28 protein-coding genes are annotated in these 26,191 nt (G+C 56.6%); 13 read left to right on the top strand and 15 right to left on the bottom strand.

What is annotated here, in order from left to right:
- The gene (locus C5L39_RS05820; RefSeq protein ID WP_123047953.1) at positions 1–204 is read right to left on the bottom strand and encodes a hypothetical protein; all 204 of its coding nucleotides are present in this window, start codon (positions 202–204) and stop codon (positions 1–3) included.
- Between the two features lie 39 nt (positions 205–243).
- Between C5L39_RS05820 and C5L39_RS05815 the strand changes: the two genes are divergently transcribed.
- A complete protein-coding gene (locus C5L39_RS05815) occupies positions 244–693 on the top strand; it encodes a PH domain-containing protein (protein WP_123047952.1) in 450 nt (149 codons plus the stop codon).
- Positions 690–2,138 (top strand): PH domain-containing protein, encoded by a 1,449-nt coding sequence (locus C5L39_RS05810; RefSeq protein WP_245974914.1) that lies wholly within the window; start codon positions 690–692, stop codon positions 2,136–2,138. Before C5L39_RS05815 ends, C5L39_RS05810 begins: the two co-directional genes overlap by 4 nt.
- Here C5L39_RS05810 and C5L39_RS05805 read toward each other — a convergent pair.
- Positions 2,111–2,581, bottom strand: a complete 471-nt coding sequence (locus C5L39_RS05805) for a tRNA (cytidine(34)-2'-O)-methyltransferase (RefSeq protein ID WP_123047951.1) — start codon at positions 2,579–2,581, stop codon at positions 2,111–2,113. The genes C5L39_RS05810 and C5L39_RS05805 overlap by 28 nt on opposite strands.
- A gap of 43 nt (positions 2,582–2,624) precedes the next feature.
- On the opposite strand from C5L39_RS05805, the gene C5L39_RS05800 reads away from it, so the two are divergent.
- Together C5L39_RS05800 and C5L39_RS05795 are read left to right on the top strand one after the other, a co-directional pair.
- Entirely contained in the window at positions 2,625–3,479 is an 855-nt protein-coding gene (locus tag C5L39_RS05800; protein WP_123048188.1) for a bifunctional methylenetetrahydrofolate dehydrogenase/methenyltetrahydrofolate cyclohydrolase, read from the top strand.
- Positions 3,472–3,813: a DUF3017 domain-containing protein gene (locus C5L39_RS05795; protein ID WP_123047950.1), complete on the top strand. Its 342-nt coding sequence runs from the start codon at positions 3,472–3,474 to the stop codon at positions 3,811–3,813. Before C5L39_RS05800 ends, C5L39_RS05795 begins: the two co-directional genes overlap by 8 nt.
- A 96-nt stretch (positions 3,814–3,909) precedes the next feature.
- Here the strand turns inward: C5L39_RS05795 and C5L39_RS05790 are convergent, their stop codons facing one another.
- From C5L39_RS05790 to C5L39_RS05750, 9 genes are all read right to left on the bottom strand, one after another.
- Positions 3,910–4,548: a fasciclin domain-containing protein gene (locus C5L39_RS05790; RefSeq protein WP_123047949.1), complete on the bottom strand. Its 639-nt coding sequence runs from the start codon at positions 4,546–4,548 to the stop codon at positions 3,910–3,912.
- Positions 4,549–4,706: 158 nt separating this feature from the next.
- Entirely contained in the window at positions 4,707–5,831 is a 1,125-nt protein-coding gene (metX, locus tag C5L39_RS05785; RefSeq protein WP_123047948.1) for a homoserine O-acetyltransferase MetX, read from the bottom strand.
- Positions 5,832–5,837: 6 nt separating this feature from the next.
- A complete protein-coding gene (locus tag C5L39_RS05780) occupies positions 5,838–7,163 on the bottom strand; it encodes an O-acetylhomoserine/O-acetylserine sulfhydrylase (protein ID WP_123047947.1) in 1,326 nt (441 codons plus the stop codon).
- A gap of 221 nt (positions 7,164–7,384) precedes the next feature.
- Complete coding sequence (locus tag C5L39_RS05775) at positions 7,385–9,601, bottom strand: NADP-dependent isocitrate dehydrogenase (RefSeq protein ID WP_123047946.1); 2,217 nt, start codon at positions 9,599–9,601, stop codon at positions 7,385–7,387.
- Between the two features lie 90 nt (positions 9,602–9,691).
- Positions 9,692–10,609, bottom strand: a complete 918-nt coding sequence (locus tag C5L39_RS05770; protein ID WP_123047945.1) for a siderophore-interacting protein — start codon at positions 10,607–10,609, stop codon at positions 9,692–9,694.
- Between the two features lie 13 nt (positions 10,610–10,622).
- Positions 10,623–11,444 (bottom strand): ABC transporter ATP-binding protein, encoded by an 822-nt coding sequence (locus C5L39_RS05765; RefSeq protein ID WP_123047944.1) that lies wholly within the window; start codon positions 11,442–11,444, stop codon positions 10,623–10,625.
- Positions 11,441–12,490, bottom strand: coding sequence for a FecCD family ABC transporter permease (locus tag C5L39_RS05760; RefSeq protein WP_123047943.1), 1,050 nt, complete (start codon positions 12,488–12,490; stop codon positions 11,441–11,443). The genes C5L39_RS05765 and C5L39_RS05760 overlap by 4 nt, the downstream gene beginning before the upstream one ends.
- Entirely contained in the window at positions 12,487–13,464 is a 978-nt protein-coding gene (locus C5L39_RS05755) for a FecCD family ABC transporter permease (RefSeq protein ID WP_245974926.1), read from the bottom strand. The genes C5L39_RS05760 and C5L39_RS05755 overlap by 4 nt, the downstream gene beginning before the upstream one ends.
- 95 nt (positions 13,465–13,559) lie before the next feature.
- Positions 13,560–14,627 carry an iron-siderophore ABC transporter substrate-binding protein gene (locus C5L39_RS05750; RefSeq protein ID WP_123047942.1) on the bottom strand — a complete coding sequence of 356 codons (1,068 nt, stop codon included), beginning with the start codon at positions 14,625–14,627 and terminating at the stop codon, positions 13,560–13,562.
- 181 nt (positions 14,628–14,808) lie between these two features.
- On the opposite strand from C5L39_RS05750, the gene C5L39_RS05745 reads away from it, so the two are divergent.
- The 8 genes from C5L39_RS05745 to C5L39_RS05705 all read left to right on the top strand — a co-directional run bounded on the left by C5L39_RS05745 (position 14,809) and on the right by C5L39_RS05705 (position 22,669).
- The gene (locus C5L39_RS05745; RefSeq protein WP_245974912.1) at positions 14,809–16,017 is read left to right on the top strand and encodes an MFS transporter; all 1,209 of its coding nucleotides are present in this window, start codon (positions 14,809–14,811) and stop codon (positions 16,015–16,017) included.
- Positions 16,018–16,051: 34 nt separating this feature from the next.
- Positions 16,052–16,951 (top strand): exodeoxyribonuclease III, encoded by a 900-nt coding sequence (locus C5L39_RS05740; protein WP_123047940.1) that lies wholly within the window; start codon positions 16,052–16,054, stop codon positions 16,949–16,951.
- Between the two features lie 4 nt (positions 16,952–16,955).
- A complete protein-coding gene (locus C5L39_RS05735; RefSeq protein ID WP_123047939.1) occupies positions 16,956–17,798 on the top strand; it encodes a trimeric intracellular cation channel family protein in 843 nt (280 codons plus the stop codon).
- 68 nt (positions 17,799–17,866) lie between these two features.
- On the top strand, positions 17,867–18,061 hold the full coding sequence (locus C5L39_RS05730) for a hypothetical protein (RefSeq protein ID WP_123047938.1): 195 nt from the start codon (positions 17,867–17,869) through the stop codon (positions 18,059–18,061).
- 98 nt (positions 18,062–18,159) lie between these two features.
- Positions 18,160–19,191, top strand: coding sequence for a tryptophan--tRNA ligase (gene trpS, locus C5L39_RS05725; protein ID WP_123047937.1), 1,032 nt, complete (start codon positions 18,160–18,162; stop codon positions 19,189–19,191).
- A 107-nt stretch (positions 19,192–19,298) separates the two neighbouring features.
- Positions 19,299–20,384 carry a YhjD/YihY/BrkB family envelope integrity protein gene (locus C5L39_RS05720; protein ID WP_123047936.1) on the top strand — a complete coding sequence of 362 codons (1,086 nt, stop codon included), beginning with the start codon at positions 19,299–19,301 and terminating at the stop codon, positions 20,382–20,384.
- Positions 20,385–20,487: 103 nt separating this feature from the next.
- On the top strand, positions 20,488–21,366 hold the full coding sequence (locus C5L39_RS05715) for an RDD family protein (protein ID WP_123047935.1): 879 nt from the start codon (positions 20,488–20,490) through the stop codon (positions 21,364–21,366).
- A gap of 280 nt (positions 21,367–21,646) precedes the next feature.
- Positions 21,647–22,669, top strand: a complete 1,023-nt coding sequence (locus C5L39_RS05705) for an adenosine deaminase family protein (protein ID WP_245974911.1) — start codon at positions 21,647–21,649, stop codon at positions 22,667–22,669.
- Positions 22,670–22,709: 40 nt separating this feature from the next.
- Here C5L39_RS05705 and C5L39_RS05700 read toward each other — a convergent pair whose 3' ends face one another.
- Genes C5L39_RS05700 through C5L39_RS10655 form a run of 4 tightly spaced genes read right to left on the bottom strand, consistent with a single transcriptional unit; the run spans position 22,710 to position 25,396 of the window.
- Positions 22,710–23,939, bottom strand: coding sequence for a hypothetical protein (locus tag C5L39_RS05700; RefSeq protein ID WP_123047933.1), 1,230 nt, complete (start codon positions 23,937–23,939; stop codon positions 22,710–22,712).
- 31 nt (positions 23,940–23,970) lie between these two features.
- Positions 23,971–24,852: a C40 family peptidase gene (locus C5L39_RS05695; RefSeq protein WP_123047932.1), complete on the bottom strand. Its 882-nt coding sequence runs from the start codon at positions 24,850–24,852 to the stop codon at positions 23,971–23,973.
- Entirely contained in the window at positions 24,849–25,130 is a 282-nt protein-coding gene (locus tag C5L39_RS05690) for a hypothetical protein (RefSeq protein WP_123047931.1), read from the bottom strand. The genes C5L39_RS05695 and C5L39_RS05690 overlap by 4 nt, the downstream gene beginning before the upstream one ends.
- A gap of 50 nt (positions 25,131–25,180) precedes the next feature.
- Complete coding sequence (locus C5L39_RS10655; RefSeq protein ID WP_126268734.1) at positions 25,181–25,396, bottom strand: hypothetical protein; 216 nt, start codon at positions 25,394–25,396, stop codon at positions 25,181–25,183.
- 136 nt (positions 25,397–25,532) lie between these two features.
- Between C5L39_RS10655 and upp the strand changes: the two genes are divergently transcribed.
- A complete protein-coding gene (upp, locus tag C5L39_RS05685) occupies positions 25,533–26,168 on the top strand; it encodes a uracil phosphoribosyltransferase (protein ID WP_123048185.1) in 636 nt (211 codons plus the stop codon).
- Positions 26,169–26,191 lie beyond the last annotated feature (23 nt).

Below are 26,191 nucleotides of genomic sequence, written 5' to 3'. Positions count from 1 at the left end.
CTAGAGCCAGTCCCTGATCAACTCGATGACCATGAGGATGACCGCTGCGATGATGGTTAGTGCTAGCCACACACCGAGGAAAAACAGCACACCACCCAGGTTGAAGGGCTCATCACGGGTAAGCACGGTAGAGATCATGGCAATGACCACCGCAATGGTGGCTGCGGTGGGCAATTTGGCGATGAGGTAATAAAGACCGGTCACTCTTGGCATTCTATCCGGCCCCGTCGCTAGGGTGGAGTCGTGAATCCCGTCTCCCCCAAGCTGACCACCGCCCGATATCTAACCGAGCTGCCATGGCTGATCATTTTGCTCTTGGTTTTTGGCGGACTCGCACTGTGGTTAACCCCGTGGTTGTGGATCGGCGTTGGAGTCTCTGCTGCTCTGCTGCTTTGGCAGATATGGCTGATCCCTGCCCAAGTCAAGCTGCTGGGTTGGCAGGAGACCGAGAATGAACTGCTGATCACCAAAGGCAAGGTCTGGCATACGTTTACGGTCGTGCCCTATGGGCGGATCCAGTTCGTCGATGTCACCGCCGGACCAATTCAACGCTTGCTGGGAATGAAAACCCTCCAGCTCAATACCGCATCCGCTACCTCAGATTCCACGGTTCAAGGTCTACCTGCTGAGGTCGCTGACGGCTTACGTGACCGATTGGCAGTGAAGGCTCGGGAACGGATGAGTGGCCTGTGAGTGATTCGGAGTTTCAGCGGGTCCACCGGCTGACCCCGCTGCTGCGTTTTTGGACCGTCATTTTAGCGATGATTGCGGTGGCCGCCGTTAACCTTGACCTCAACACGATGGGGATCTTCTGGGGTTGGTTTTCTGCCGGTCAGATTGTGCCAATTCTGCTGGGACTGCTGACATTTGTTGTCCTGTGTGCTCTGGTGTGGTTGTTTTCCCAAGTGTGGTGGAAAGCCATCGGTTATCGGCTCACCGACGAAGAGATCTCGATGAAACACGGAGTGCTCAGTACCCGGCTGCGCACCGCCCGCTACGACCGTATTCAGGCTGTGGATGTGGTGGAGTCAGTGATCGCCCGGGTCTTCCGACTCGCTGCCGTGCGCGTGGAAACCGCCGGTGGTAATGACTCGGTCATTGAGATTGCCTACCTACCGCGAGACAAGGCGCAGCAATTGCGGGTGGAAGTCCTCAATCGGGCACAGGGGATCGGGAAATCTGACGCACAACCTGAAGATTCCACTGGTGATGCTCCGGTGAATCCTTATGCGGTGGCCCACGTGGGGGCCGCTGAGCAAGACGCTGGACGTGGCGTTGGCCAGGTCGTTGGTCAGGGCGTTGGAGAAGGCACCGAGATCATCCCGGAAATTCCCATCATGAGGTCCGTAGCCAGCTCCAGCTTGCAAGGAGCATCGGTCGTCGGAGCAGTGGTGATGATTGGTTTATTGCTCACTCCGCTGACTTGGGCGATGGCGCTTCCGGCATTGATTGGTATTTTGCCCACCCTGTGGAATCTGATCGACCGTAGTTGGCGGTTTACTGCCAGCCTGCATGAGGACACACTCAACCTCTCCTATGGTCTGGCCGATCGACGTGGACAATCAATCCCGCTGTCCCGGATTCATGGGGCGAGCATTCAGCAGCCGATCTTATGGCGGATGTTTGGCTGGTGGATGGTCAAAGTATCGGTCGCTGGTTATGGCATAGCGGCAGGCAGCAGCTCCGGCACCACCCAAGTGCTACCAGTGGGATCGCGAGAACAGGCGGTGAGGATGCTGGCCCTAGTCAGCCCGCTGGATCAGGCCGCTATCGAGGACCTCGCTCGTCCTGAAGGGGCCAGTGCCCCGACATTTTCCTCACCGCGCTCGGCGCGCTGGGTCTCCCCAATTGATTATCGCCAGCAGGCAGTGACGCTGCTTGACGACGCCGTCGTGGTCCATCAAGGGCGTTTTGCTCGGCGTGTCAAGATTATTCCGCCTGCGCATATTCAAGAGCTGACGCTCTCGCATGGCCCGCTGCAACAGCTACTGGGTCTGTGTACTGTGCGATTCGACTTAGTGCCTGGACCAGTACGGATGGCTGGCGAGGACTTAGCGTTAGCGGAGGGCAAAGCTCTGCTGGATGCTTTGCGGCAACGTCATTTGCCCGATTACTCTCCGCCGACAAAGCCCAACTGACGCCATGCCTCATAGGTGGCTACCGCTGCGGAGTTAGACAGATTCATTGATCTGCGCCCTGGGATCATCGGGATCCGAACCTCTCCGGTAATGCGCGGATGCGCCAGGTGTTCTTCGGGCAGACCGGTGGGTTCAGTGCCAAAAAGCAAGGCATCGCCTAGCTGCCACTCGACTGTGGTGTACCAAGCGCTTGCTTGAGTAGTGAAGGCGAATACGCGAGCAGTGGGGATCGCTGCCAGACAGGAATCAAGATCTGGATGAACAGTGACCTCGGCTAGATCGTGATAGTCCAATCCCGCCCGTCGCAAGTTCTTTTCTGCAAGGTCAAAGCCCAATGGCTCGACTAAATGTAGGTGTGCTCCGGTCCCCGCACACATGCGGATTGCGTTGCCAGTATTTGGTGGAATCACCGGATTATCGAAGATAACGTGCAGGCCAGTCATGGTTTGAGTCTACGGGCCGGTGATAAGTGGAATAATGGCGGCCGTGACTGCTATCAAACTTGACGGAAAGCTCTATCAAAAAGAGATCTTCGAGGATCTAGCCACTCGCGTGGCAGCCCTCAAGGAGAAGGGAATTGTGCCTGGACTGGCGACCGTACTCGTCGGTGCGGATCCGGCCTCCCAGTCGTATGTAAAGATGAAGCACCGCGACTGCGAGCAGATTGGAGTGAACTCGATCCGGCGTGATCTCTCGGCCGATATCACCCAAGAGGAGTTGCTCGCGGTCATCGACGAGCTCAACCATGATGACGCCTGCACCGGCTATATTGTGCAGCTGCCGTTGCCGAAGCATCTCGATGAAAACGCTGTCCTAGCGGCCATTGACCCAGACAAGGACGCCGATGGTCTGCACCCGGTCAATCTGGGCAAGCTGGTGCTCAACGAGCCGGCTCCGTTGCCGTGTACCCCGAATGGATCGATTCATCTGCTGCGCCGTTTCGGCGTTGAGCTCAATGGTGCGAAGGTCGTTGTTATTGGTCGTGGCGTGACCGTTGGTCGCCCGATTGGACTCATGCTGACCCGGCGCACCGAGAATGCCACGGTTACCTTGTGTCACACCGGCACGAAAGATCTGGCTGCTGAGACCCGTGCAGCGGATGTGATCATTGCCGCCGCAGGCAAGGCACATATGCTCACCGCAGACATGGTCAAGCCAGGTGCCGCTGTCCTCGACGTGGGAGTTTCGCGCGTCGATGGCAAGCTCGCCGGGGACGTACATCCGGATACCTGGGAAGTTGCTGGATTCGTCTCTCCGAACCCAGGCGGTGTCGGTCCGCTGACTCGCGCTTTCCTGGTGCGCAACGTCGTCGAGAGGGCGGAACTGCTCAGCGGTGTCTAATCCGCAGAGCGTGACCATCGGCCCCCTAGACAACCCGCATGACCGCGGGTTGCCAGCCTCCAAGGTGCCTCGGTACCTACAACGGGCAGGTCTGGTGTTATTCCTTGCAGGTGTGGTGTTTGCCTCGGGGTATGCGCTGACTGAGCACTGGCGGCGCGCCACGTTGATTCTTGGGATATCGCTGATCTGGCTGACTGTGCTGCGGATGACCTGTGATTCTCGAGTCCTCGGAGTGTTTTCTGTCCGGTCTAGAAGGTTCGATGCCTTGTTTACTCTTCTCATCGGCGGGACCATGACCTTCTTGGCTGCTTCCGTAGATGCGCTGGGATCATAACTACAAGTTCCGGCCGCTACTGTTGGCACAGAAAAACCCCGCATGGTCCAAATTCAGGACCATGCGGGGTTTTGTCTACGTGCGTGAACTCAATGATCAGGCAGTGGGGGACAAGACAGCATCGATAACGTGGATGACGCCGTTGGTGGTGGCGATGTCGGTCTGGACAACGTTGACGGTGTTGCCAGCGGCATCCATCAGGCCTACCTGCTCGCCGTCGACGACAACGGTGACCTCGCCGCCTTGGACGGTCTCAACCATTTCTCCGTCCATGCCTACTACGTCAGCGGCCATGACCTCGCCGGGGACTACGTGGTACTTAAGGATCTCGGCTAGGTCGCCGGTGGGGTCAGCCAGCAGCTCGTCGAGGGTACCTTCGGGTAGCATCTCGAAGGCCTCATCGGTGGGGGCGAAAACGGTGAACGGGCCCGGTCCCTGAAGGGTCTCGACCAGATCAGCGGCCTCTAGTGCGGCGACCAAGGTGGTGAAGTCGCCGGCAGCCACTGCGGTTTCTACGATATCGCCAGTGGCTTCAGCTGCCATCGTCTCGGACTCCATGTCGTCCATGGACTCCTCGGTGGTCATCTCTTCAGAAGCCATCTCCTCGGTGGTGGTCTCCATCATGGTGGTTTCCATGGCTGAGGACTCAGTGGAGTCCTCAGAGGTGTCGTCTGCACAAGCAGCCAAAGTAAGAGCGAGGGTAATTGCTCCAGCAGCAGCGATTGTTCTCTTCATCAGAGGTTCCTTTCATCGGGGTGAGTAATCACGATTATGCATGCAAATGGGTGAAAATGATGACCCGTCTACAATTTTATTGACAAAAGTGATTTAAATCACATTTACGCCATATTTCCGATTCTGGATCCACTGCCGAGATCTGCGCCTGATCGATGTCAGATGCTGTAGTCGCCGACGCCGGTATCGGTGGATTGGCTCAGTAATAGAAAACGACGCAAAGCGTTGTCTAGCTGGCGTGATTCAGCCAAGAAGGCATCGTGGCCTACCGGAGAGACGATGCGGGCGATCCCCAAAAGGTTGCCAAGGTTACGCGAAAGATGCTCCTGCTGGTGATAGGGATAGAGGATATCGGTGTCCACACCAATAACCATCGTGGGTACCGAGCAGGCAGCCAGGGCCTTGATTAGTCCGCCGCGTCCGCGTCCGATGTCGTGTCGGTTGAGCGATTCGGTGAGGATGACGTAACTGCCGGCGTCGAAACGCTCCACCAGTTTGCGCCCTTGGTACTGAAGATAGCTCTCTACTGCAAACCGTTGCTTGCGATCTCGGTAGGTTCCTAGCGGATTCTCGCCCTGTTGAGGAGAAACGCCAAAACGCTCATCGAGTTCCTGTTCTCCGCGGTAAGTCAGGTGGGCAAGGCGTCGAGCCGCGGCGAGTCCCGCAGCGGGAGATTGTCCGGTTCCGTAGTAGTCGCCCCCCTGCCAATGCGGATCGCGTTCAATAGCGCTGATCTGGGCGGACTGAATGCCGATCTGCCAGGCGCTGGCACGAGCAGACACCGCGATCACGCAGGCGGAGTCGATCCGCTCGGGATACATCAATGCCCATTCGAGTGTTCGAGCGCCACCCATGGAGCCGCCGAGGATGGCGTGGGCGCGGGTGATACCGAGAGAGTCTAAAAATAGTCTCTCCGCCTCGACCTGATCGCGGACCGAGATGGCAGGGAAACGTGATCCCCATACCTGACCGTCCGGGTGTGTGGAGGAGGGACCAGTGGAGCCTTGGCAGCCACCGAGGACATTGGTGGACAGTACGCACCAAGTGTCAGTGTCTAGTGCTTTTCCTGGGCCTAAGACATCGCACCACCAGTCGGCTACATCTGAATCCCCGGTTAACGCGTGCTCAACAATAATTAGGTTATTGAGTCCATCTGGAGAGCCACGAAACTCGCCCCATCGCTGGTAGGCGATAGTTGCCTCTGGGATGACGGACCCGGCTTCTGTCTGCAGAGCGCCGATCCGTTGTTGAGTGAGGATGCCTTCGGCGGCGAGTGTGACCATGACGCTCTACCGTCCCGTGCTCACGGCTGCGAAACCGCGCTCCAGATCGGCAATGATGTCAGCGACGTTTTCAATGCCTACAGACAAGCGCACGGTGGCCTGGGTGATGCCAGCACGGGCGTGGCCAGCTTCATCGGACTGGGAGTGGGTAGTGGAGGCCGGGTGAACAACCAACGAGCGGACATCGCCGATGTTGGCCAGGTTCGAATGCAGCTTGAGGGCATCAATGAACGCCCATGCTTCCTCCCGGCCGCCGTCGATCTCGAAGGTGAGGACAGATCCGGTGTACTTGAGTCCCAGTTTTTCCTTGATGGCAAACCATGGGGATGCAGGCAGGCCAGCAAAGTTCACCTTGACTACCTTCGGGTGGTCGGCCAAGAACTCGGCGACCTTGATGGCATTTTCATTGTGGCGTTCAAGGCGTAGGGACAAAGTGTCTAGACCTTGGACGCAAGCCCATGCGTTGAATGCCGAAAGGGTGGCGCCGGTGTCGCGGAGAAGGCCAACTCGAGCCTTGAGTCCGAAGGCCGGTGCACCCAAGTCTGCGTACTTGAGGCCGTGGTAAGCAGCGTCGGGAGTGACAAAGTAGGGGAAGACCGGCTGACCGTCGCGCTCGACAGTCCAGTCGAAAGAGCCACCGTCAACGAGCACGCCGCCCAGGCCGGAGCCGTTGCCGGTATAGAACTTGGTCAGGGAGGCTACGACAATATCTGCACCCAGTGCCAGCGGGCGAACCAGAGCGGCAGTGGCGATGGTGTTATCGATGATCAGTGGCACGCTGTTGCGGTGAGCGACCTCAGCAATTACCGGGATATCGAGGACATCAGCCTGTGGGTTGGCAAAAGTCTCGCCAAAGAACGCCTTGGTATTCGGGCGGACGGCTGCCTGCCAGGATTCCGGGTCGTCTGGATTGTCTACGAAACTGACTTCGATGCCCAAACGCGAGAGGGTGATTAGGAAGAGAGTCTCGGTGCCGCCGTAGAGGCGCGGAGAAGTAACGATGTGGTCGCCAGCGCCTGCAAGGTTGAAAATGGCTGCGGTCAGGGCGGCCTGGCCGGAAGAAAAAGCGACAGCGTGGACGCCGCCTTCCAAGGAGGCGATCCGGTTTTCTAGCGCCTCCACGGTGGGGTTGGTCAGGCGGGCGTAAACCGGACCAAGATCTTCTAGTGCGAAACGCTGCTTAGCGTGTTCCGCGGAATCAAACACGAAGGCGGTTGACTGGTAGATCGGCAAGTTACGAGCACCGGTCTGCTCATCGACTGGCTGGCCAGCGTGGATGGATCGGGTCTCGAAAGCCCACTGCTCGGCGTTGGAATTGTCGTACTTTGGCATGGTAGTGATTCCTCTGTGTGGTGTTTAGGTATTTGTACAGAGGGTAGATTTGCTTTCATGAAGGTGCAATAAGTTTAAGGGGTAAAAGCCTAGTTTTGCCTGTTCAGGGCCATGAATATAATTAGACCAAGCGGTCTGAAACGGTGGATATTGGGCAGCGCAAAGCCCCCTAGTGAAAATTCTCACTAGGGGGCTTTGCGCGTGATATCTCGCGCCTAGGGTTACTTCTTCAGGGCGTTGATGATCTCGTTGAACTTCACGGACGGGCGCATAACTGCGCTGGTCTTGTCCTCGTCTGGCTGGTAGTAGCCACCCAAGTCCACGGGATGGCCCTGGTTGTCGATGAGCTCAGCATCGATCGTTGCTGCGGATGCTTCCAGTTCTTTAGCAATAGCGGTGAACTGCTCTGCCAGCTCGGCTTCCTCGGACTGTGCAGCTAGTGCCTCAGCCCAGTATGCGGCCAGGTAGAAGTGGGAACCGCGGTTGTCGATCTCGCCGACCTTGCGGGAAGGTGATTTGCCCTGGTCGAGAAGCTTTTCGGTGGCCAGATCAAGAGCGTCAGCCAGTACGGCTGCCTTCTTGTTGTCTTCCGAGCGGGAGACGTGGCGCAGCGATTCCGCCAGTGCGAGGAACTCGCCGAGGGAATCCCAGCGCAGGTGGTTTTCCTGCTCCAGCTGTTGGACGTGCTTAGGAGCGGAGCCGCCGGCACCGGTCTCGAACAATCCGCCACCAGCCATCAGCGGCACCACGGAGAGCATCTTGGCAGAGGTGCCCAACTCGAGGATGGGGAACAGGTCGGTGTTGTAGTCACGGAGGACGTTACCGGTCACGGAGATGGTGTCCTCGCCGCGACGGATGCGCTCGACGCTGAGCTTGGTGGCCTCGACTGGGGAGAGGATCTTAATATCCAGGCCCTCGGTATCGTGATCGGCGAGGTACTTCTCCACCAAGGTGATGAGGTTGCGGTCGTGAGCACGCTCAGGATCGAGCCAGAAGATGGTCGGCATGCCGGAGATGCGGGCGCGACTGACGGCAAGCTTGACCCAGTCCTGGATCGGAGCATCCTTGGCCTGGCAAGCGCGCCAAATATCGCCTTCTGAAACCTCATGCTCGATGAGAGTCTCACCAGCGGAGTTGCGGACGAGGACGGTGCCCTCGGCATCGATCTTGAAGGTCTTGTCGTGAGAGCCGTACTCTTCGGCCTTCTGTGCCATGAGTCCGACGTTGGGAACGGTACCCATGGTGGTCGGGTCGTAGGAGCCGTTAGCCTTGCAATCATCGATGACTGCCTGGTAAACGCCAGCGTAGGAAGAATCCGGGATGACTGCGAGGGCATCCTCTTCCTGGTCGTCCTTGTTCCACATATGACCGGCAGTACGGATCATTGCGGGCATCGAAGCGTCAACGATGACGTCGGAGGGGACATGCAGGTTAGTGATGCCCTTGTCCGAGTTGACCATGGCCAGGGAAGGTCCATCGGCGAGCGCAGCTTCGAAGGCAGCGCGAATTTCCTCGCCGTTTTCCAGCTTCTCCAAGCCCGAGTAGATCGCAGCCAGGCCGTTTTCGCCATTGAGACCAGCGGCTTCCAGTTGCTCGCCGTACTTGTCGAAGACATCGGCGAAGAAAGTGCGCACGACATAGCCGAAGATGATCGGGTCAGAGACCTTCATCATGGTGGCCTTCAGGTGCACGGAAAACAGGATTCCCTCGTCCTTGGCACGCTTGACCTGCTCGGCGAGGAACTGCTGCAGTGCAGAGGCGCTCAGAACGGTACCGTCGAGGACCTCTCCCTCAAGGACTTCGAGGCCCTTGTAGAGAACGGTTTCGGTGCCATCGGCAGCAACCTGGACGATGTCCAAGGAATCAGCGGCTGGGATGATGACGGACTTCTCGTTATGGCGGAAGTCACCGGTATCCATGGTGGCGACATTGGTCTTGGAATCTGCGGACCACTTGCCCATGCGGTGGGGGTACTTCTTGACGAAGTTCTTGACAGCTTCCGGAGCGCGGCGATCAGAGTTGCCTTCGCGCAAAACCGGGTTGACGGCAGAACCCTTGACGGAGTCATAGCGGTTGCGTACGTCGAGGTCTTCATCGGATACCGCGTTATCGGGGTAATCCGGCAGGTCGTAGCCCTGTGCTTGCAGCTCTGCGATAGCAGCCTTGAGCTGCGGCAGGGAAGCCGAGACGTTGGGGAGCTTGATGATGTTTGCCTCGGGGCTTTTGGCCAGTTCGCCGAGCTCGGCGAGAACGTCGTCCATCTGCTGCTCGGGAGTTAGGCGCTCCGGGAACTTCGCGATGATGCGGCCAGCCAGAGAGATGTCACGAGTCTCCACGTCGATCCCAGCAGTGCCAGCGAAAGCCTCGACGACAGGTTTGAACGAGTAGGTCGCGAGCAGCGGCGCTTCGTCAGTACGAGTCCAGATGATCTTTGCCATGAGTCTCCCTTGTGATTTTTGGTCAATAAACAGGCTTCCAGGATACCTGTTGTCCTACTTTAAGGGAGGCGGTGGGGGCTAATGATGGGGTCACCCACCCATTGCTACCCCGTGTTTCCAATATCCCATGAAGGAGACATTCGACCTGTCTATTCCATGCCCGCGGATGAGCTGTCGGCGCAGGCAGATAACCATCCCGGATTCCCCAGCAATCCAGTAGTAGGGGCGGTGCTGATGCTCCTGTTTCGCGATGATTGGCTCACCATTTGCGGAGAAACGTGGGGTTTCCCACACTAGCGGGGATTGTTCTGTTGCTACCGGTGCCGGGGTAGCTTCATTGGCTGGCCCAAGTAGGTCGCTCAAGGCTTGTTTGAGCCTAGAGCCATGTTCTGAGCCATTCCGGGGAACCCAGCGCACTAGGACTCCTTCAGGGGCTGCGATATTGAGGATGTCTGCTGAAATGGGAACCTCGATGGTGGCTTCCCCGTAAGCATCGTCGGGTAGGTCTTCCAAAATGCGAGCGATTGCTGGGGCTGCAGTCTCATCGCCAAAGAGCCTGACTTGGCGGCTGCTTGTGGGAGCGAACTCGATGCCGCTTCCTGAATCATCGTTGAGATCGGGACCGATAATGATGAGTTCATCACCTGCGCTGGCGTGTAGCGCCCAAGTGGCGGCGGGACCAAGATCCTCATCGCCGAGGTGGTTGACGAAATCAACAGTCAACGTGGTCTCTTGGGCGCTGCGGGTGAGCTCTCGGACGGAGAAAGTTCGTAGCGGACCACGCTCTGATTCCGGAAGCGAGCACCAAGCCTCGTACCAATTGGCCCCGGCGGGGATGTCAGGTAGCTCTCCTGATGCATTGGGAAAGAGCAGTTTGATCCGCAGGTCGTAGGCATTTCCGGCCGGACCGAAATCTGCCAGTTGCTCTCCAGCGAAGGTCACCCGAATGAAATGTGGTGACACTCGGTGATGGTCTTTGACGGTGACCCGGAAAGGTTGGTATCCCATAATTTTTACTGCCTCAGTTCATGGTCGTAGATGAGATGTTCACATGGTGGCGGCCGATCGGCATCACCATCGGACAGCCAGAGACTGGATCTGGCATCACTCGGGAATCGAGGCAAAAAACTTCTTTGACCGTATTCTCAGTGACTACTTCCGTAGGAGTTCCCGAGGCGAGAATTTGACCATTTTTTAACGCAAATAGGTGGTCAGAGTATCGAGCCGCCAGGTTTAGATCGTGTAGAACCATCACGATGGTGGTGCCGCGAGTCATATTGAGATCGACGAGCAGATCTAAGACCTCGAGTTGGTGGGAGAGATCGAGGAAGGTGGTTGGTTCATCTAGAAGCAGAATGTCGGTGTCTTGGGCCAGTGCCATAGCGATCCACACCCGTTGACGCTGTCCGCCGGAGAGCTCATCGACGCTGCGTTCGGCTAGATCACTCAAACCGGTGATAGCAAGCGCTTCGGCTACAGCTTCATAATCATCGGCTGACCATTGGCCGAACATGCCTTGATATGGCGTACGGCCACGACCGACCAAATCAGCGACGACGATTCCATCTGGTGCTACCGGACCTTGAGCAAGCAACCCGAGGGTGCGTGCCAGTTTCTTGGCTGGGTGCTCAGAGAGCTGAAGATCATCGAGAAATACCTGACCAGAGTGCGGCGAGATCAGACGTGATAGCGCAGCTAACAGCGTAGATTTACCACAGCCATTCGGGCCGACGATGGAGGTGATCTTGCCTGGTGGTACTTCAAGACTAAGATTCTCGACCACCATGCGATCGCGATAGCCCAGGCTAATATCCTCTGCTGTGAGAGCGTGCGAAAAGCTCACAAGGCACTTCCTTTCGAATCTGAACGGACTAGCAGATAGATGAGATAGGGAGCACCGAGAATGCCGGTGATCACGCCTACGGGGTAGCGAGTCCCCAACAAATACTGGCCAATCAAGTCGGAACTGATGACCAGTAGTGCCCCTATTAATCCTGCGGGCACTACCAAGGGGGCGCCCGGGCCGACTAAGCGGGCAGCGATCGGACCGGACATTAATGCTACGAAGGCGATGGGGCCGCAGGCCGCGGTGGCCACGGCAATGAGGGCAACAGCGCCTACGACAACTACAACCCGGACGACGTTGACACGCAGGCCCAATCCGATTGCCTGCGCATCGCCCAACCGAAGCACGGCTAATCGATTAGACAACAATAGCTGGATAGGTAGCGCGATGATTACGGTGATGAGGACGGGGATAGTTCGTTCCCAAGTAGCACCGTTGAGCGAGCCGCTGAGCCAACGAGTGGCAGTACTGAGATCCCAAGCCGCAGCTTGCGACAAGGTGTAGGTGACTACCGAGTGCAGCATCGCTGCCATCCCGATCCCGATCAAGATCAACCGAGTACCAGAGAATCCGCCGCGCAATGACAATAAATAGATCCCCGCGGCGACAATTAATCCAGCGACCAGCGCCAAGACTGACACGGTGGATTGCGGTAGCTGGAAGATGACAATGCCGACGATTCCAGCTGCTCCGGCGCCGGAGGAAATACCGATGATGTCTGGGGAGGCTAGTTGGTTGCGAAGCAGCGTTTGGAAGATTATCCCAGACATACCAAAGGCGAGACCAGCGATGACTGCTAGTGATGACCGTGGCAGCCTCAGTTCGTTGACGGTGTAGGAAGCACCCGGTACTTGTTGCCCGAAGATTGCTCTCAACACATCCATGGGCGGATAGAAGGTCTCCCCAATCATGAGGGACATCCCAAAAATAAGAACTAGCGCTGCAGCCAATAATGCGGTGACTCGTTTGTGATGGCGCGAACGTGTAATACGAGCGGAACGCAGTTGTGCTGCTTGCTGTGAAAGTGAGGTGCTGGTGGTCATAGGTCACGTACTTTTTGTCGGCGAACGATCCAGATAAATAGCGGAGCCCCGATGAGCGGAGTGATGATGCCAACGGCAATCTCACTGGGTGGGGCGATCACTCGGCCCAAGGTGTCGGCTAGAACGAGCAGAACTGCCCCAGCCAAGGCACACATCGGCACTAGCCAACGGTGATCTGTACCGATAATCAATCGGCACATATGGGGAATTATCAGTCCGATGAAAGCTATCGGGCCAGCCATAGCTGTTGCTACCCCGCAGAGGATCACTGCTCCAGCGGAGGAGGAAAGGCGAGTACGTAGAACGTGTTGGCCGAGTCCAATGGCGACGTTATCTCCCAGTGCCAATGAGTTCATTCCGCTGGCATTTGCCCAGCAGATGAATGCTCCGAAGGCCAGAAACGGAATACCTAATCCAATCTGGTGCCACTCCGCACCGCCTACTCCACCAATCTGCCAAAATCTAAAAGAGTCCATGACTGCGGATCTCGGCAGGATTACTGCGGTGACTAATGATGTCAACGCAGCTGAGGTGGCAGCCCCGGCGAGGGCTAGCTTCAGGGGAGTGGCACCGGCTCGTCCTAGCGAACCCACGGTGTAGACGAATGCTGCAGCAACCGCTGAACCAAAAACTGAGGCGATCATCGTGGCTACTGGGTCACGCATCCCGAAAAAGGCAATTCCAATGACTACTGCCAAGGACGCCCCAGCCAGTACTCCGAATATGCCAGGATCTGCGAGGGGGTTTCGAGTTACCGCTTGCATAGTCAGCCCGGATACCGCTAACGCAGCGCCGACCAATAGGCCTAAGACCGTGCGCGGGATGCGTTGATAGGCCGCAGCCTGCTCAACCGTGTCTAGATTTCCTTGAAAAGCGGCCAGGGCATCGGCAAAAGTGATATCGCGTGCGCCGTAGGCCACTGACAAAAAACAGGCCAGGATCAGGAGTCCAAGCAACAAAAGTAGAAGGCTCACTTTGCGGCCCGTTCCCTTACGGGTTGGGGCTGCGTCAGCTTCTAGGTCAGTTGCGCGCTCTTGGGCAACTGTGGTGTTGGTGAGCACGTAGGTGCCTATTCAGCAGCTGAGTTGAGGAGCTCTAGGTAGTCCTGAAGACCCCACGGGATGCTCAAGGGGGAAGGATTCGAAGACGCCGCCAATGGGCCTTCGGGCAGGAAAGCAACATTGCCGTTGCTAATCGCGGGGATACGGCTCAGAAGTGGGTCCTCCTGCATCGAAGCAAGGGTTTCTTCGTTGACCGCGGGATCGGCGGAGCCATAGGAGACGAGCAAATCGACGTCGTCGAATAGCTCGGGATTCTCAGCGGAGACTTCTTCCCAGAAGCTGTCACTGTCAATGCTGGCTTCCTGGACTACTTCAGGTACTCCTAGTCCGATATCGGCAAGGAATCCTGCACGCGGGTCTTGCTCGGTGTAGAAACCAACGGTGCTCTGGTCTGTTTCTCCACCGAATGAGGTGAAAAGGGCAGTTTTTCCTTGAAGTGCAGGAAAACTATCGAAAGTCGAGGAGATCTCTTCCTCGAGATTATCGTTGAGCTCTATTCCCTCTTGTTCCAAGCCCAGAGCGACTGAGTTTAGTTCCACCATTTCTTGGAGGGAGGTCTTCCACGGCTGATCAGGGTAGGCAACGACCGGGGCAATCTTGGAAAGCTGGTCGTAGTCATCTTGAGTGATTCCGGAATAAGCGGCAAGAATGATATCCGGGCTGGTATCTGCTATTTGTTCGAAGGGAATTGAATCTGTTTCGTCGAAAAGCACTGGTGTACCAGCATCTAGCTGTGTTAGTTCATCTTCTACCCAGGGCAAGATGCCATTGTCATCATCGTCGCCCCACGTAGCCTTGGACATTCCGACTGGAACCACGCCCAAAGCCAATGGCACTTCGTGATTAGCCCAGCCGACGGCTGCGATCCGTTCTGGAACCGACTCGATAATGGTCTCTCCGAAAGCATGGGAGACAGTGACAGGGAAGTCAGCTGGATCCGCAGGGTTGCTGGCAACATCGGTGTCGACGGCGTCGGCAGCGCCTGTTGAATCGGTCTCGGTAGAAGAGCAGGCGGTTAATGCCGTTGCAGTGAGGATCGCGACGGTGAAGGCAGAGAGTGTTTTGGCAAGGCGCACGGAGACCTCTTTCGATGGTTCAATCAGCTCTACATGGTAAGGATAGGCTCACTTAACACTGCATTTGATTGCCGTGTCAACTGAGACCTCGATGCTTGTTCTTTCATAGAGTGAGGACGGGCACATTGCTCCTTAGACGCTCGGTAGGATGTGGCCGCTGGAGGCGACTAGTGTGCTGTCGGTGAGAACAATGACGCGTCGTCCAGTGCCCATCCAGACCGCAATCTCTGAGCGCCGCCGCATCATCGTTATGGTGGCCTTGGCCTTGGGCGGATTCGGTATTGGTACCACTGAGTTTGTGTCCATGGGGCTACTGAGCATGATCGCCGACGATTTCCAGATTTCCGAGGACCAAGCAGGACACATCATCACGGCCTACGCCCTCGGCGTAGTAGTCGGTGCGCCCTTGATCACCGCAGTAACTGGCTTAGTCCCACGCCGGCGGCTGCTGTTGATCCTTATGGCATTTTTCACCCTCGGTAACCTGCTCTCGGTATTCGCAGATAACTATGAGCTTCTCCTCGCCGCCCGTGTGATTGCCGGGCTGCCACATGGCGCCTATTTCTCCGTTGCTGGTCTATCTGCAGCCTCCATGGCTCCAGCAGGGCAGCGCGGCCGCGCCATTGCGTTTATCGGCATGGGACTATCGGTAGCTACCGTGATCGGTGTGCCAGCCGCCCAGGCGCTGGGACAGACGCTTGGCTGGTCGGCGGCCTACGTCCTGGTTACCGCGATTGGCGTGGTCACCATCGGCGCTCTCTGGTTTTTGATGCCCCATATGACGCAAATGGCACCCACGGATGCCCGGACTGAGCTCAGCGCATTGGCTCGGTCTCAAGTCTGGTTGACGTTAGCGATGGGCACCGTCGGTTTTGGCGGCATGTTTGCCGTGTACACCTACATTTCCTGGACGATGACCGAACGCGCCGGGCTGGGGGCAGAATGGATGTGGCTGGTGCTGATGGTCTACGGAGTTGGCTCGGTCTGTGGCAACTGGTTTGGCGGACGATTGGCAGATCGAAACTTGGAGTTTGGCATTCTCTTTGCCTTGGTGATGATCGCGGTGGTCTTGGTCGGCTTCTATCTGACTTCTGTGAACCCGATTGCAGGCACCATCAACTTTGGCCTCATCGGCTTTTTCGGGGCAGCCCTAGTACCTAGTCTCCAGATCAGACTCATGGATGTGGCAGGTCGCGCGCAAACCTTGGCCGCCGCGTTGAATCACTCTGCGCTCAACCTGGCCAATGCCTCAGGTGCCGCCATCGGTGGAGTGGTTATTGCTGCTGGCTTCAGTTATTCCGCGCCTGCTTTAGCCGGCGCTCTTCTTGCCATGGCAGCGATTATGATCTGGATCCCAGCCTTTTTTCTTCGGCGGCGACAGACCCGCTGAATGATTGCTTCGGCTCGCCGATATGGTTAGGCATATGACCCTCACCATTACTTCTGTCAACGTCAACGGCATCCGCGCGGCAGTCAAACAGCGCAATGATGAAAACCCCGGCATGCTGGGTTGGCTTCGAGACTCCGGATCGGACGTCGTCCTCTTGCAAGAGGTGCGTGCGACCATCGAAGAGACCGAAGCTGCGCTGGCCCCAGTCTTGGCGGAAGGGTGGCACTATGTCGGTGCCCCAGCGGCTGCGAAGGGACGGGCTGGGGTGGGAATTCTCTCGCGCCGCCCCCTGGAAAATGTTCGGATCGGCTTCGGTTCTTTCCCCGATGCTGGCCGATGGATCGAAGGCTCACTCGACCAAGTTCGCCTGGCCTCCCTCTATTTGCCTTCGGGATCTGCAGGTACGGAGAAGCTAGATGAGAAGTACCGTTTTCTCGATGAATTCTCCCAGGTGCTCGATGATCGAGCTGAGACCTACCCAGAGATGGTCATCGGTGGAGATTGGAATATCTGTCACCGTCGGGAAGATCTGAAAAATTGGAAGACTAATCGGAAGAAATCTGGATTCTTGCCCGAGGAACGAGACTTCATGGATTCGGTTTTCGGCGTATTTCCGGATGAACAACCACAGGAAAAGCCTGGCTTGGGCGACTACTTCGGCGTCGTGGATTATGCCGGTCGAGACGTGCGTGGCACCGCAGCCCAACCGCGCTGGTTTGATGTTGGCAGACGATTGCAGCCAGAAGGGGAAGGGCCCTATACCTGGTGGACCTTCCGTGGACAGGCGTTTAACAACAACGCTGGGTGGCGGATCGACTATCAGGCGGCCACTGGTGCGATGTTGGAGCGCGCGGAACGCTCCTGGGTTGATCGTGCCTCAAGTGTGGAGACTCGCTGGTCCGATCATGCACCGCTTAACGTGAGCTACCGGTAGCGGCATGGATGCCATCGATACCGTGCAATTGCTCACGGCCTTGTTCGTCATCGGCATCGTTGCCGAGGCAGTGGCCGCTGCGTTGTCGGCCGGACAACAGCGAATGGACCTATTTGGTGTCATCGCGCTGGCTGCGTTGACTGCCCTTGGCGGTGGCACCATCCGTGATATTTTGCTGGATTCCTACCCATTAACGTGGGTCGAAGAGCCGATCTATCTGATTATCGTGGTGATAGCCGCGATCATCACAGTGTCTTTGTCGTTTCTTATGCACCACTTCCGGAGGTTGTTCCTCCTGATGGATGCAATCGGCTTGGCCACCTTCTCCGTACTGGGCACTCAAGTCGCGCTCGGACTCGGTCATGGTTTCGTCATCGCCTGTGTGGCAGCAGTGGTCAACGGCGTATCGGGTGGCGTGCTGCGTGACTTGATGTCTGACCGAGTGCCATTGGTGTTTTCCAAGGAGTTGTACGCATCGATCGCCATTTTGGCGACCACCATCTACATCGGTTTGCTGGAACTTGGACTCCCAGAGAACTGGGTCATCATGATTACCCTCACGGTAACCTTCGTAGTTCGCGTCATTGCCATGTTCTTCGGGATGAGTCTGCCGGTATTCGATTACCAAGACAAAGAACCAAGCGTTAGACCACGACTTGGTCTGTCCTACGGAAGGTTGCGGCGCGGAATGCGAACCGCCAGGCGTCGTACTTTTCTCGATAGCTCGCGCTATTCGCTGCTAGAGGATCGCCGTGATGCTCAAGATCGTCTCCAAGCTTGGGAGTCGCATGATGAGCCGGACGATGAACCAGATGGAGTTGCCGAGCCGGTTTCAGACTTGCGTTAACCTACCCCCTGCTAAAATCCTTTAAGAACTCTGTCGGTGTCGTGATTTATAAAAGAAGTGGATTGAACATGCGCGCATTCATCTCTCTGATCCTCGGTGGTGTCATTTTGGCCGCGGGTTATTTCTGGTACCTCGACGTTGGCGAGGACGTGTTGGGAATTGTCGCCGCCCTCGTTATGGCAGTCGGCGGTGCCCTTATCGTCACTGCAGTGGCAATCTGGCTGGATGTTTTCAGCCCAACCTCCCGGAAGCTGGGCAAATAACACCCCCAGCTTGCACCGAGCGTCGATAAGCGACATCAGAAGGATCAATAAGCCCCTTCTGGTGTCGTTTTTTGGGTAGCGGACTAGACTGACTGTCCATGAGCGAGCAGACCCCGTCGACCGATTCCCGCCAGCGTGTCCTCTCAGGCATCCAGCCCACCGCGGATTCTTATCATTTGGGAAACTACCTCGGGGCACTCAAACAGTGGATTGATCTGCAGGAGAGCTACGATGCGTTCTATTTCATCCCTGACCTGCACGCGATCACCGTTGATCAAGACCCAGCGGAGCTCCGTCATCGCACCATCGCAGGTGCCGCGCAACTGATCGCACTAGGCATTGACCCGGCCAAGTCGACCTTATTCGTCCAATCTCAGGTCCCACAGCATGCGGAATTAAACTGGGTCCTGAGCTGCCTGACCGGTTTCGGCGAAGCCAGCCGTATGACTCAGTTCAAGGACAAGTCCGCTAAACAAGGAACAGACCGGACCACAGTTGGTCTATTTACCTACCCAGTGCTCATGGCCGCTGACATTTTGCTCTATCGCCCACAGTTGGTTCCGGTAGGCGAGGATCAGCGGCAGCACCTGGAACTGGCTCGCACCCTGGCAGAGCGATTTAACTCCCGGTATGGAAAGACTTTCGTGGTGCCCGAGGGCTTTATCCCACAAGGTGCTGCAAAGATCTACGACCTGCAGAACCCCACCGCCAAAATGTCGAAGTCGGGGGCTAATCCCAAGGGCCTGATCAACTTGCTCGATGACCCGAAGGTCTCGGCTAAGCGCATTCGCTCTGCGGTTACTGACAACGATGGTGTCATCGCCTTCGATAAGGAAAACAAACCTGGTGTGTCTAACTTGTTGGTCATTCAATCTGCATTGACTGGTGCCTCAATCGATGATTTGGTCGCCGGCTATGAAGGAGCAGGTTACGGGGCGCTCAAGGTGGATACCGCAGATGCGTTAGAGGCGTTCACCACACCGCTGAAGGCTCGCTACGAGGAGCTGATGGCCGACCGCGGCGAGATCGAGCGGATTCTGGCTGTCGGTGCGCAACGCGCTCGAGAGGTATCTGAGCCGTTGTTGCGTGAAGTCTACGATCGCGTGGGTTTTTTGGCCCCTGGGCGCTGATCCACAATCAATTCTTGATCGATTAGGATGCGGCAGATCTGCGAGTTGTCTACCGTTGGTAGGCCACTGACCTGATGTGACTTGAGACCCAATGGGAAGGACCTCTTGTGGCCACCAGTACCCAATCTGATCCTCGGTACGTCGATGACTACGGAATCGAGCGATCTCACCAGGACGAGCCTGGAATGGTGGGAAAACTCCGCGAGCGCTCGGAGACCATTGATCATGTGATGCGGATGCACGAACGCTATTCCAGCATGGGCGGAAATCAATACTCTGCGGGAATCACCTATTTTTCGGTGCTATCCATCTTCCCGATTCTCATGCTGGTGGTTGCCGCCATCGCTACCTTTTTGGCCCGCAGTCCGGAACTTTTAACTGAACTACAAGAACAAATCGCGAGCACAGTCGAAGGCGAAATGGGAAACCTCGTCAACGATATCCTCGATACCGCCATTGAACAGCGTGGTGCCGTCGCAGGCGTCGGCCTAGTGGTCACCTTGTGGTCTGGTCTGGGGTGGATGCATAACCTGCGCTACGGAGTATCCAAAATATGGAAGGTAGACCCGACCGCCGTCGGGAGCTTTCTTCGGAATAAAACCAGTGACTTGCTGGGACTATTCGGTCTGCTTATGGCACTGGGCATCGCTTTTGCTGTTACCGCAGTGGGTAACGCAGACTTGGCTGGAAAACTACTCAATCTCATCGGGCTGGGAGATATCCCGGGTATCTCCTGGATTACTTTCATAGTCGTTCTGGTGGTTGGCATCTTGGCTAATTTTCTCGTGATGGCCTGGATGGTGTTTTATTTGCCTCGCACGAAGGTCCCCCGGAAGCCGGGTCTGCAAGCGGCGTTCTTGGGCGCAGTCGGTTTTGAAGCTGTTAAACAGCTCGGTTCGGTCTTTTTCTCCAATGCACTTTCCAACCCCGCTGGCGCTACCTTTGGCCCGATTATTGGCTTAATGGTTGTCCTCTATTTCACGTGGCGAATCCTGATGTACGCTTCCGCGTGGGCAGCCACTGATAGTGCATCTATGGAGCTGATGGAAGCGCCGATACCTGATCCTGCGATTATCCGGGTTCGTCAGGAACTCACGCCGGCTCCCATTGTCGGAAATAGTGCGGCACTCGGGATTGGTGCGGCACTTGGCGCCTTGGGGGCTGGATTGATTGCCCTTATTCGGAGAAAATAGAGATAGTTCGAGTAGCTAGACTTGATATATCGAAGGTGCGACAGCTCCTCAATCCTTTAAACAGCGCACCAGCTCATGTGACAACGCATCGGAAGGACTTGAGATGACCACCCCGAATTTCAGCCTCTACCAATCCCTAGGGCTCGACCGAGATTTATCTTGTGCTGAACTCGGGCTACTTATCTTGGGCCGCGATGCGAGATTAGAGAACAACGGAGTTCCGGTATCCGACTCTCAACGTCGTAATCTGCAGATTTCCTATGCCGTTCTCTCCGATGAAGGCAGACGCAATGGCTATGATGCTGCACTGGCTACCGGTAGAGCAGTCTCTTGGCAAGAGCTAGAGCATTTGGCCAACTTTGGATCTTTTCCTGATGCCCAACTACTAGGTCAACAGCCGACGCAGCAGCCGATACCACAGCCTGAGCCGCCGAAGCCAGCACTGCCACAGACGCCAACTGGGTTTTCCCCTGGGGTTTCCGGAATCTCCTTCTCCCAGCCCACTGGGCCCACCGCGGGGCTGCCCGTGAGCCAGCCCTACTCTTCGCCCTCGGTGCCCACCCAAGATCGCCCCGATGCGAAACTGCGTTTAGGAATGATGGTGTTGGACTCCATGGCAGCGACCGCGCTGGGCTCGATTGCGGGGGTGGTTTTATCCTCCAATGATGCCTTATCAGGTTTGCTGCTTTCGCTTGTCGGCATTGCGTATTTCATTGGTTTTGAGTCCTACACTGGTGCCACCCCTGTGAAACATTTGTTCGGTTATGAGGTCCGAGACGTGAAAACCGGAGCCAAGCCTTCGCTTGAACAATCGGCCAAACGCTATTGGTGGCGGATCGCTGGATTAGTCCCAGGAATCGGTTGGCTCATCGCATTCGTGGGCATGATTGCCATCGGTAGCTCCATCAAGCCGGAAACTGGAAACATTGGTTCCCATGATCGATGGGCAGGCGTCGAGGTAACGCGCAAGCGCACAAAATAGACCATCCAGGAAGTCAGATGCGAGAGCCGAAACCAGCAGCGTACTGACACCTAGTTGTGGCTGTGTTTATCCCGAGGACACTTTTAGTGCGGATAGAGAACGCAAGTGCGGTGAGTAATAAAACGCCCACGCCGATCACGGCAATGATGCCTGGGATCAACCAATCCCTAGCGCTGCAGCCCGTTTCGGCCATGGAACCGATCTTCCGAAGGCTGCGGATACTGGGGTGATGGCGGCTAGTAGCAACGTCGCCGAGCCAACAGATAACAGCAAGGTATTCATGACAAACGACAAGTTTGGACTCCCGGTTAATATGGCTGGCATGCATGACACTCCAGCCATCAGCCCGGAGCATAAAGCTCTCACCCACGACCTGCTCAAACAGCTGCCCAAAGTCCTGATTCTCGATGATCTTGAAGCAAGCTTGACCGGAGAACTCGGGGCTAATCTCTCTGAGTTGAACACCCCAGATGCCATAGCCGCAGGAATCGCCCAGAGTGTGGCAGATCTTGCCGCCGATAATGTCGTTTATGCGGAGCTGCGCTTTTCCCCTGAGCTCCACACTGATGGGGGTCTGACTCTCCAAGAAGCCGTAGATTGCGCCATTACTGGAGTCGAGGCCGCCCATAGGGCACACCCCAACGTCGATACTCGCCTTATTCTCAATGCCAGCCGTGCTGGGGGAGTGCTTGACGACGTCGCGGCCCTAGCCGTGTCGATGTCTGGCCCGATCATCGTCGGTTTCAGTGTCTCCGGCGATCAAGAGAGGCATTCATTGGCACCTCATGCAGAAGCCTTCCGTGCGTTGCGGGAAAACTACGTTGCCTTCAGCATTCAATCTGGATTGGACGCAGGCATCGAGTCCGTGGGAGAAGCCATCCAATTGGGTGCTACCAGGCTGGGAAACGCGCCTCGGTTGGTCGATGACTTCGGGGTAGATATGGAAGGGATCGTCCCAGGCAAGATCTCGGCGTGGGTGCGAGATCGCCATCTCACGGTTGAAACGGCGCCGAGCGTGGAAGCCCAGCGTGGAGCAGCTGAGCAGCTGGGGGACCACCCGCTTCCGCTGCTGCAACAGCTGGGATTTACCTGCACCGTTAATACTGGCGACCGTTCGGTGACGTCGTTGACCGAGCAGTTCTTGGCGTTAACTGAGACCTTTGGTTATGGCCCGGAGGAGTTCTTCGATCTCACGGTTAACGCGGTTGAAGCGGCATTTCTTAACCAAGAACAACGACAGCATCTCTTGGAGACGGTTATCCTTCCGGCCTATGAAGAACTCGCTGACCCAGTCGAGGAATAGCCCAAGAGGTATTCTCCGGCTGCTCAGCGAATAATCAACACTAGAACTTAGAGAAGCGCTTGATCAGGATTTCTTCGAGCTGCTTCCAGCCCTCGGCATGGTCAGTGTAGGGCTTAGAAGGCACATACCCGGAGGAACCCGTAGAACCGAGCATGTAGGAAATGTAGTCCTGCATGCGCGGGTGAGCCAAGAAGAATGAGTTCAAGGAATCATCACTGGCCCAGTCGGCAGCATCGGCGAACAGTTCATAGCCACGGGACATCTGCTCAGTGTCTACGGCCTCCGGGCCCTTCGAGATATCAGCTACTAGCCCTGAGTAAGAATAAGAGTTGACCGGATGGACTTGGATCTCTAGTTCGCCGGCGTTCGCCGCGATCATGAGCTCCTCCCACGTGGCAGTGCGAGCAAGGTCGTGCTCGTCATTTTCTACTATCCACCGCACCAGCTGCTTAGGCGTGGGGAAGGTGAACATTTCTCCGAAACGGCCCAGGAACTGCGGGGCACCGTCGACGTAGGTTCGCAACGTGTAAACAGATTTGCCCTGGATGGTGATTTTTACCGGGTCGATTCCTGCGGAGGCCCAGTCGGTGGAGTCATAAGGGTCTGCTTGTTCGGCTGCCTTCTGCGCAGCTTTTTCGGCCTGCTCTTTGGCTGCCGCAGCAGCCGTCGCGGCTTCGTCGATACGCGTTTGAGCATCTGCTGATAGTTCGGAATCAACCTCGACGACTCGAACTTGTTCATCCAGAGCTGAAACGACCTTTGCCCAGTTGCTCAATACGGTGCGGCCTACTGCTGACCATTCACCAGGTCCGTGTTCGCCGGCGTAGTGCTCATAGCCACGCGCGACGTTGCTGAGCACGGAGTGGGAAGCGAAAAATAGCACTGCATCTTTGGCAGTGGTGACCTCTGCCAGGCTGCGGGTGATGGCAAAGATCCGGGCTAGGGCATCGACGCTTTCGTAGGAAGCACGGCCAGCCAATAGCGCAGGGGCGCCGATGATGTCGTACTCATCCTTGCTGCCTGGCACTACGCGGTCGGCCGATCCTGCTTCGAAGGCCTTCCATTTCGGATGCGAGGAAAGGTCGTGGGGTTTAGCGGACTCTAAGTAGGTCAGCAGATCCGCCGAGGAGGAAAACACTAAGACGTGATCGTCATCGCCGAGGAAAGCCTGCCATTCTTCGCCGTGCTCCTTCCACGTCGGAGCCCAGAGGGTGTAGAAATCTCCCTTGGTCAGAGACAGTTTTACAGGAATGATCGCACGGTTGCTCATGGCCAGCGATTCTACCCAACTGCTAGCGCGTTTATCCTGTCGGCCGCCAGAACCCTTGGAAGGCCATGCCCATGTTCGTGGTGCGCAGCGGATTAGTCTGCACAGGATCTCCGGCTTCGACGATCTGCCCATCACCGGCATACATCGCCACATGGCCGTCCCAGACTGCTAGATCGCCAGGTATGAGCTCTTCTGCAGTAACTTGCTGACCAACAGTTTGATCCTCAGCTAGCCGTGGGAGTTCCACTCCAGCTTGTCGCCAAGCCCATTGCGTCAGCCCACTGCAATCAAAGCCACTGGTGGAGGTCCCACCCCATACGTAGGGGGTTCCCACTTGGTCCAGCGCCGCAGCGACCGCAGCCTGGCCTGATCCATCTACCGAGGCAGGTGATTCTTCGGTGGTGGAGAAAGCAGCCGGTTGAAGCTCAGCCTCGACTGGAGGTCCCAGTTGCCCAGCGTGATCGGCGTCGGCGATCTGGTCGAGTTGGACAGCCATTGGCTCGAGTTCCAAGACCAGCGTGGATACCCGATTGGCGGCGACCTGAAGGAGGGAGTCTCCCAACTGCGATAGCTGGAGAAGCGTCGAGGTCTGCATTCCAGGAATTGGCGAGAGGACTCCCGGGAGCAGTGGCAGAGCTTGGTGGAGCAGCTCTTTAGCTAACGTGATCAGTTCGTGCTGGATAGCTTCAATGAGGACTCTGGCGTGGTCGACTAACTGGGTGATCTGTTCTCTATCACCGCTGATCGCCGTGGCAACCTCAATCAGCTGGGCGCCTCCCTTGGAATCACCGGTGAGTAGTGTCGCTAACGGATCGGCGGTGTGAAAATCCGGCAACGGATCCATCGAGATTGTGGGAATGCCAGGTGGTGCCAGCTCCGCGATAGTGCTCATCGCGGTGAAGATCTCTCTCATGTCAGCCGGCCCAGCGCAGCCCCGAGGTCTTGATCGGCCCCCACAGCGGTGTCTATATGCGCGGAGGATTCTTCCGCAAGCACTCGCGCTCGGTCGTGGACGCTAAATGTTTGCTTATCGACGCCCGCCAGTGCCCGAGCAAGCGCCGCCGTGAATCGTTCCAACGTCGGAGAAGGGGCAACCTCAATGGTGGGGGTGGTGGGAATTCGACCGGCAGCATCGTAGAGATCGCCAGTGAGTGTCCAAGCGTAAGCAGGGTCAAAATCTAAAGTTCTCATGCCCTATTGGACTGGGCGAGCTTCAGCGTGGTTCCCCAGTTGATGATTTCTTAGCCAATCTGGGCCTTGGTGGTGCAATCGATCTTGGCGTAGGAGCGACCCTGTGCATCCACAGAAGTGAAAGCGTAGTTACCGCCATAGGCACGACAGCCGTTGTTCTTCGGCGGCAAGGTCGGCAGACTCAGCGTTGAGCAGGTGGATTCGAGTTTCCGCATTGTTGATGGCCCTGATTGCGTTGAGTACTGCGTTGTCTTCGCCGTAGTCACGGCGCCAACGCTCAGAAGTGCTTGGTGAGCGTATTTGAGCCGTGGGTGAGTCAATAGTGACTGATAGCTAGAAGACGAGGACCATTATGGGAGTTGCCGGGTTTTGGATTGGGAGCATCCGTCTACCATGGTGGCTATGGATATCACTCTGGTAGATCACCCGCTTGCAGCTTCTCGTCTAACCATTATGCGAGATGCACGAAGCGATAACACTGCGTTTCGTGCTGCTCTCGCTGACCTGGGAACAATGCTTGTCTATGAAGCATCTCGAGACCTGAAAATCGAGCGGTTTGATTGTCAGACGCCAGTGGCGATGGCAGAAGGCATTCGGTTGGAAAACCCGCCGATCATTGTGCCGGTGATTCGTGCGGGCCTGGGAATGATTGATCCGGCGCTGTCGATGATCCCTGATGCCCAGGTGGGATTCATCGGACTTGCTCGCGACGAGAAAACTCATGAGCCGGTTCCCTATTTGGAAGCACTTCCGAATGATCTATCTGGTCGTACGGTATTTGTCGTTGATCCAATGCTGGCCACCGGCGGTTCGTTGCTGCACGCTCTCCGTTTGCTTGCCGATCGTGGAGCAACCGATGTCACCGCTATCTGCATGGTCTCTGCGCAGCCAGGAGTGGATGCATTGGCACATTCCGACCTGCCGGTAAGGCTAGTCACTGCCTGCATTGACCCTTCTCTCAACGAAGATGCCTACATTGTGCCCGGTCTTGGTGATGCTGGCGATCGACTCTACGGACCGCGCAATATCGACCTCTAATGTTTGTCTAGCCTCCAATTTTT

It is taken from the genome of Corynebacterium alimapuense, assembly GCF_003716585.1.
GTDB lineage: Bacteria > Actinomycetota > Actinomycetes > Mycobacteriales > Mycobacteriaceae > Corynebacterium > Corynebacterium alimapuense.
This window is presented reverse-complemented; position numbering and strand designations above follow the sequence as displayed.

Coding starts and splice junctions, on each gene's coding strand:
- C5L39_RS05805 (WP_123047951.1), bottom strand. CDS start 2,581: ATGACTGGCCTGCACGTTATCTTCGATAATCCGGTGATTCCACCAAAT.
- C5L39_RS05790 (WP_123047949.1), bottom strand. CDS start 4,548: ATGAAGAGAACAATCGCTGCTGCTGGAGCAATTACCCTCGCTCTTACT.
- metX (WP_123047948.1), bottom strand. CDS start 5,831: ATGGTCACACTCGCCGCCGAAGGCATCCTCACTCAACAACGGATCGGC.
- C5L39_RS05780 (WP_123047947.1), bottom strand. CDS start 7,163: ATGCCAAAGTACGACAATTCCAACGCCGAGCAGTGGGCTTTCGAGACC.
- C5L39_RS05775 (WP_123047946.1), bottom strand. CDS start 9,601: ATGGCAAAGATCATCTGGACTCGTACTGACGAAGCGCCGCTGCTCGCG.
- C5L39_RS05770 (WP_123047945.1), bottom strand. CDS start 10,609: ATGGGATACCAACCTTTCCGGGTCACCGTCAAAGACCATCACCGAGTG.
- C5L39_RS05760 (WP_123047943.1), bottom strand. CDS start 12,490: ATGACCACCAGCACCTCACTTTCACAGCAAGCAGCACAACTGCGTTCC.
- C5L39_RS05740 (WP_123047940.1), top strand. CDS start 16,052: ATGACCCTCACCATTACTTCTGTCAACGTCAACGGCATCCGCGCGGCA.
- C5L39_RS05735 (WP_123047939.1), top strand. CDS start 16,956: ATGGATGCCATCGATACCGTGCAATTGCTCACGGCCTTGTTCGTCATC.
- C5L39_RS05730 (WP_123047938.1), top strand. CDS start 17,867: ATGCGCGCATTCATCTCTCTGATCCTCGGTGGTGTCATTTTGGCCGCG.
- trpS (WP_123047937.1), top strand. CDS start 18,160: ATGAGCGAGCAGACCCCGTCGACCGATTCCCGCCAGCGTGTCCTCTCA.
- C5L39_RS05715 (WP_123047935.1), top strand. CDS start 20,488: ATGACCACCCCGAATTTCAGCCTCTACCAATCCCTAGGGCTCGACCGA.
- C5L39_RS05705 (WP_245974911.1), top strand. CDS start 21,647: ATGACAAACGACAAGTTTGGACTCCCGGTTAATATGGCTGGCATGCAT.
- C5L39_RS05700 (WP_123047933.1), bottom strand. CDS start 23,939: ATGAGCAACCGTGCGATCATTCCTGTAAAACTGTCTCTGACCAAGGGA.
- C5L39_RS05695 (WP_123047932.1), bottom strand. CDS start 24,852: ATGAGAGAGATCTTCACCGCGATGAGCACTATCGCGGAGCTGGCACCA.
- C5L39_RS05690 (WP_123047931.1), bottom strand. CDS start 25,130: ATGAGAACTTTAGATTTTGACCCTGCTTACGCTTGGACACTCACTGGC.
- upp (WP_123048185.1), top strand. CDS start 25,533: ATGGATATCACTCTGGTAGATCACCCGCTTGCAGCTTCTCGTCTAACC.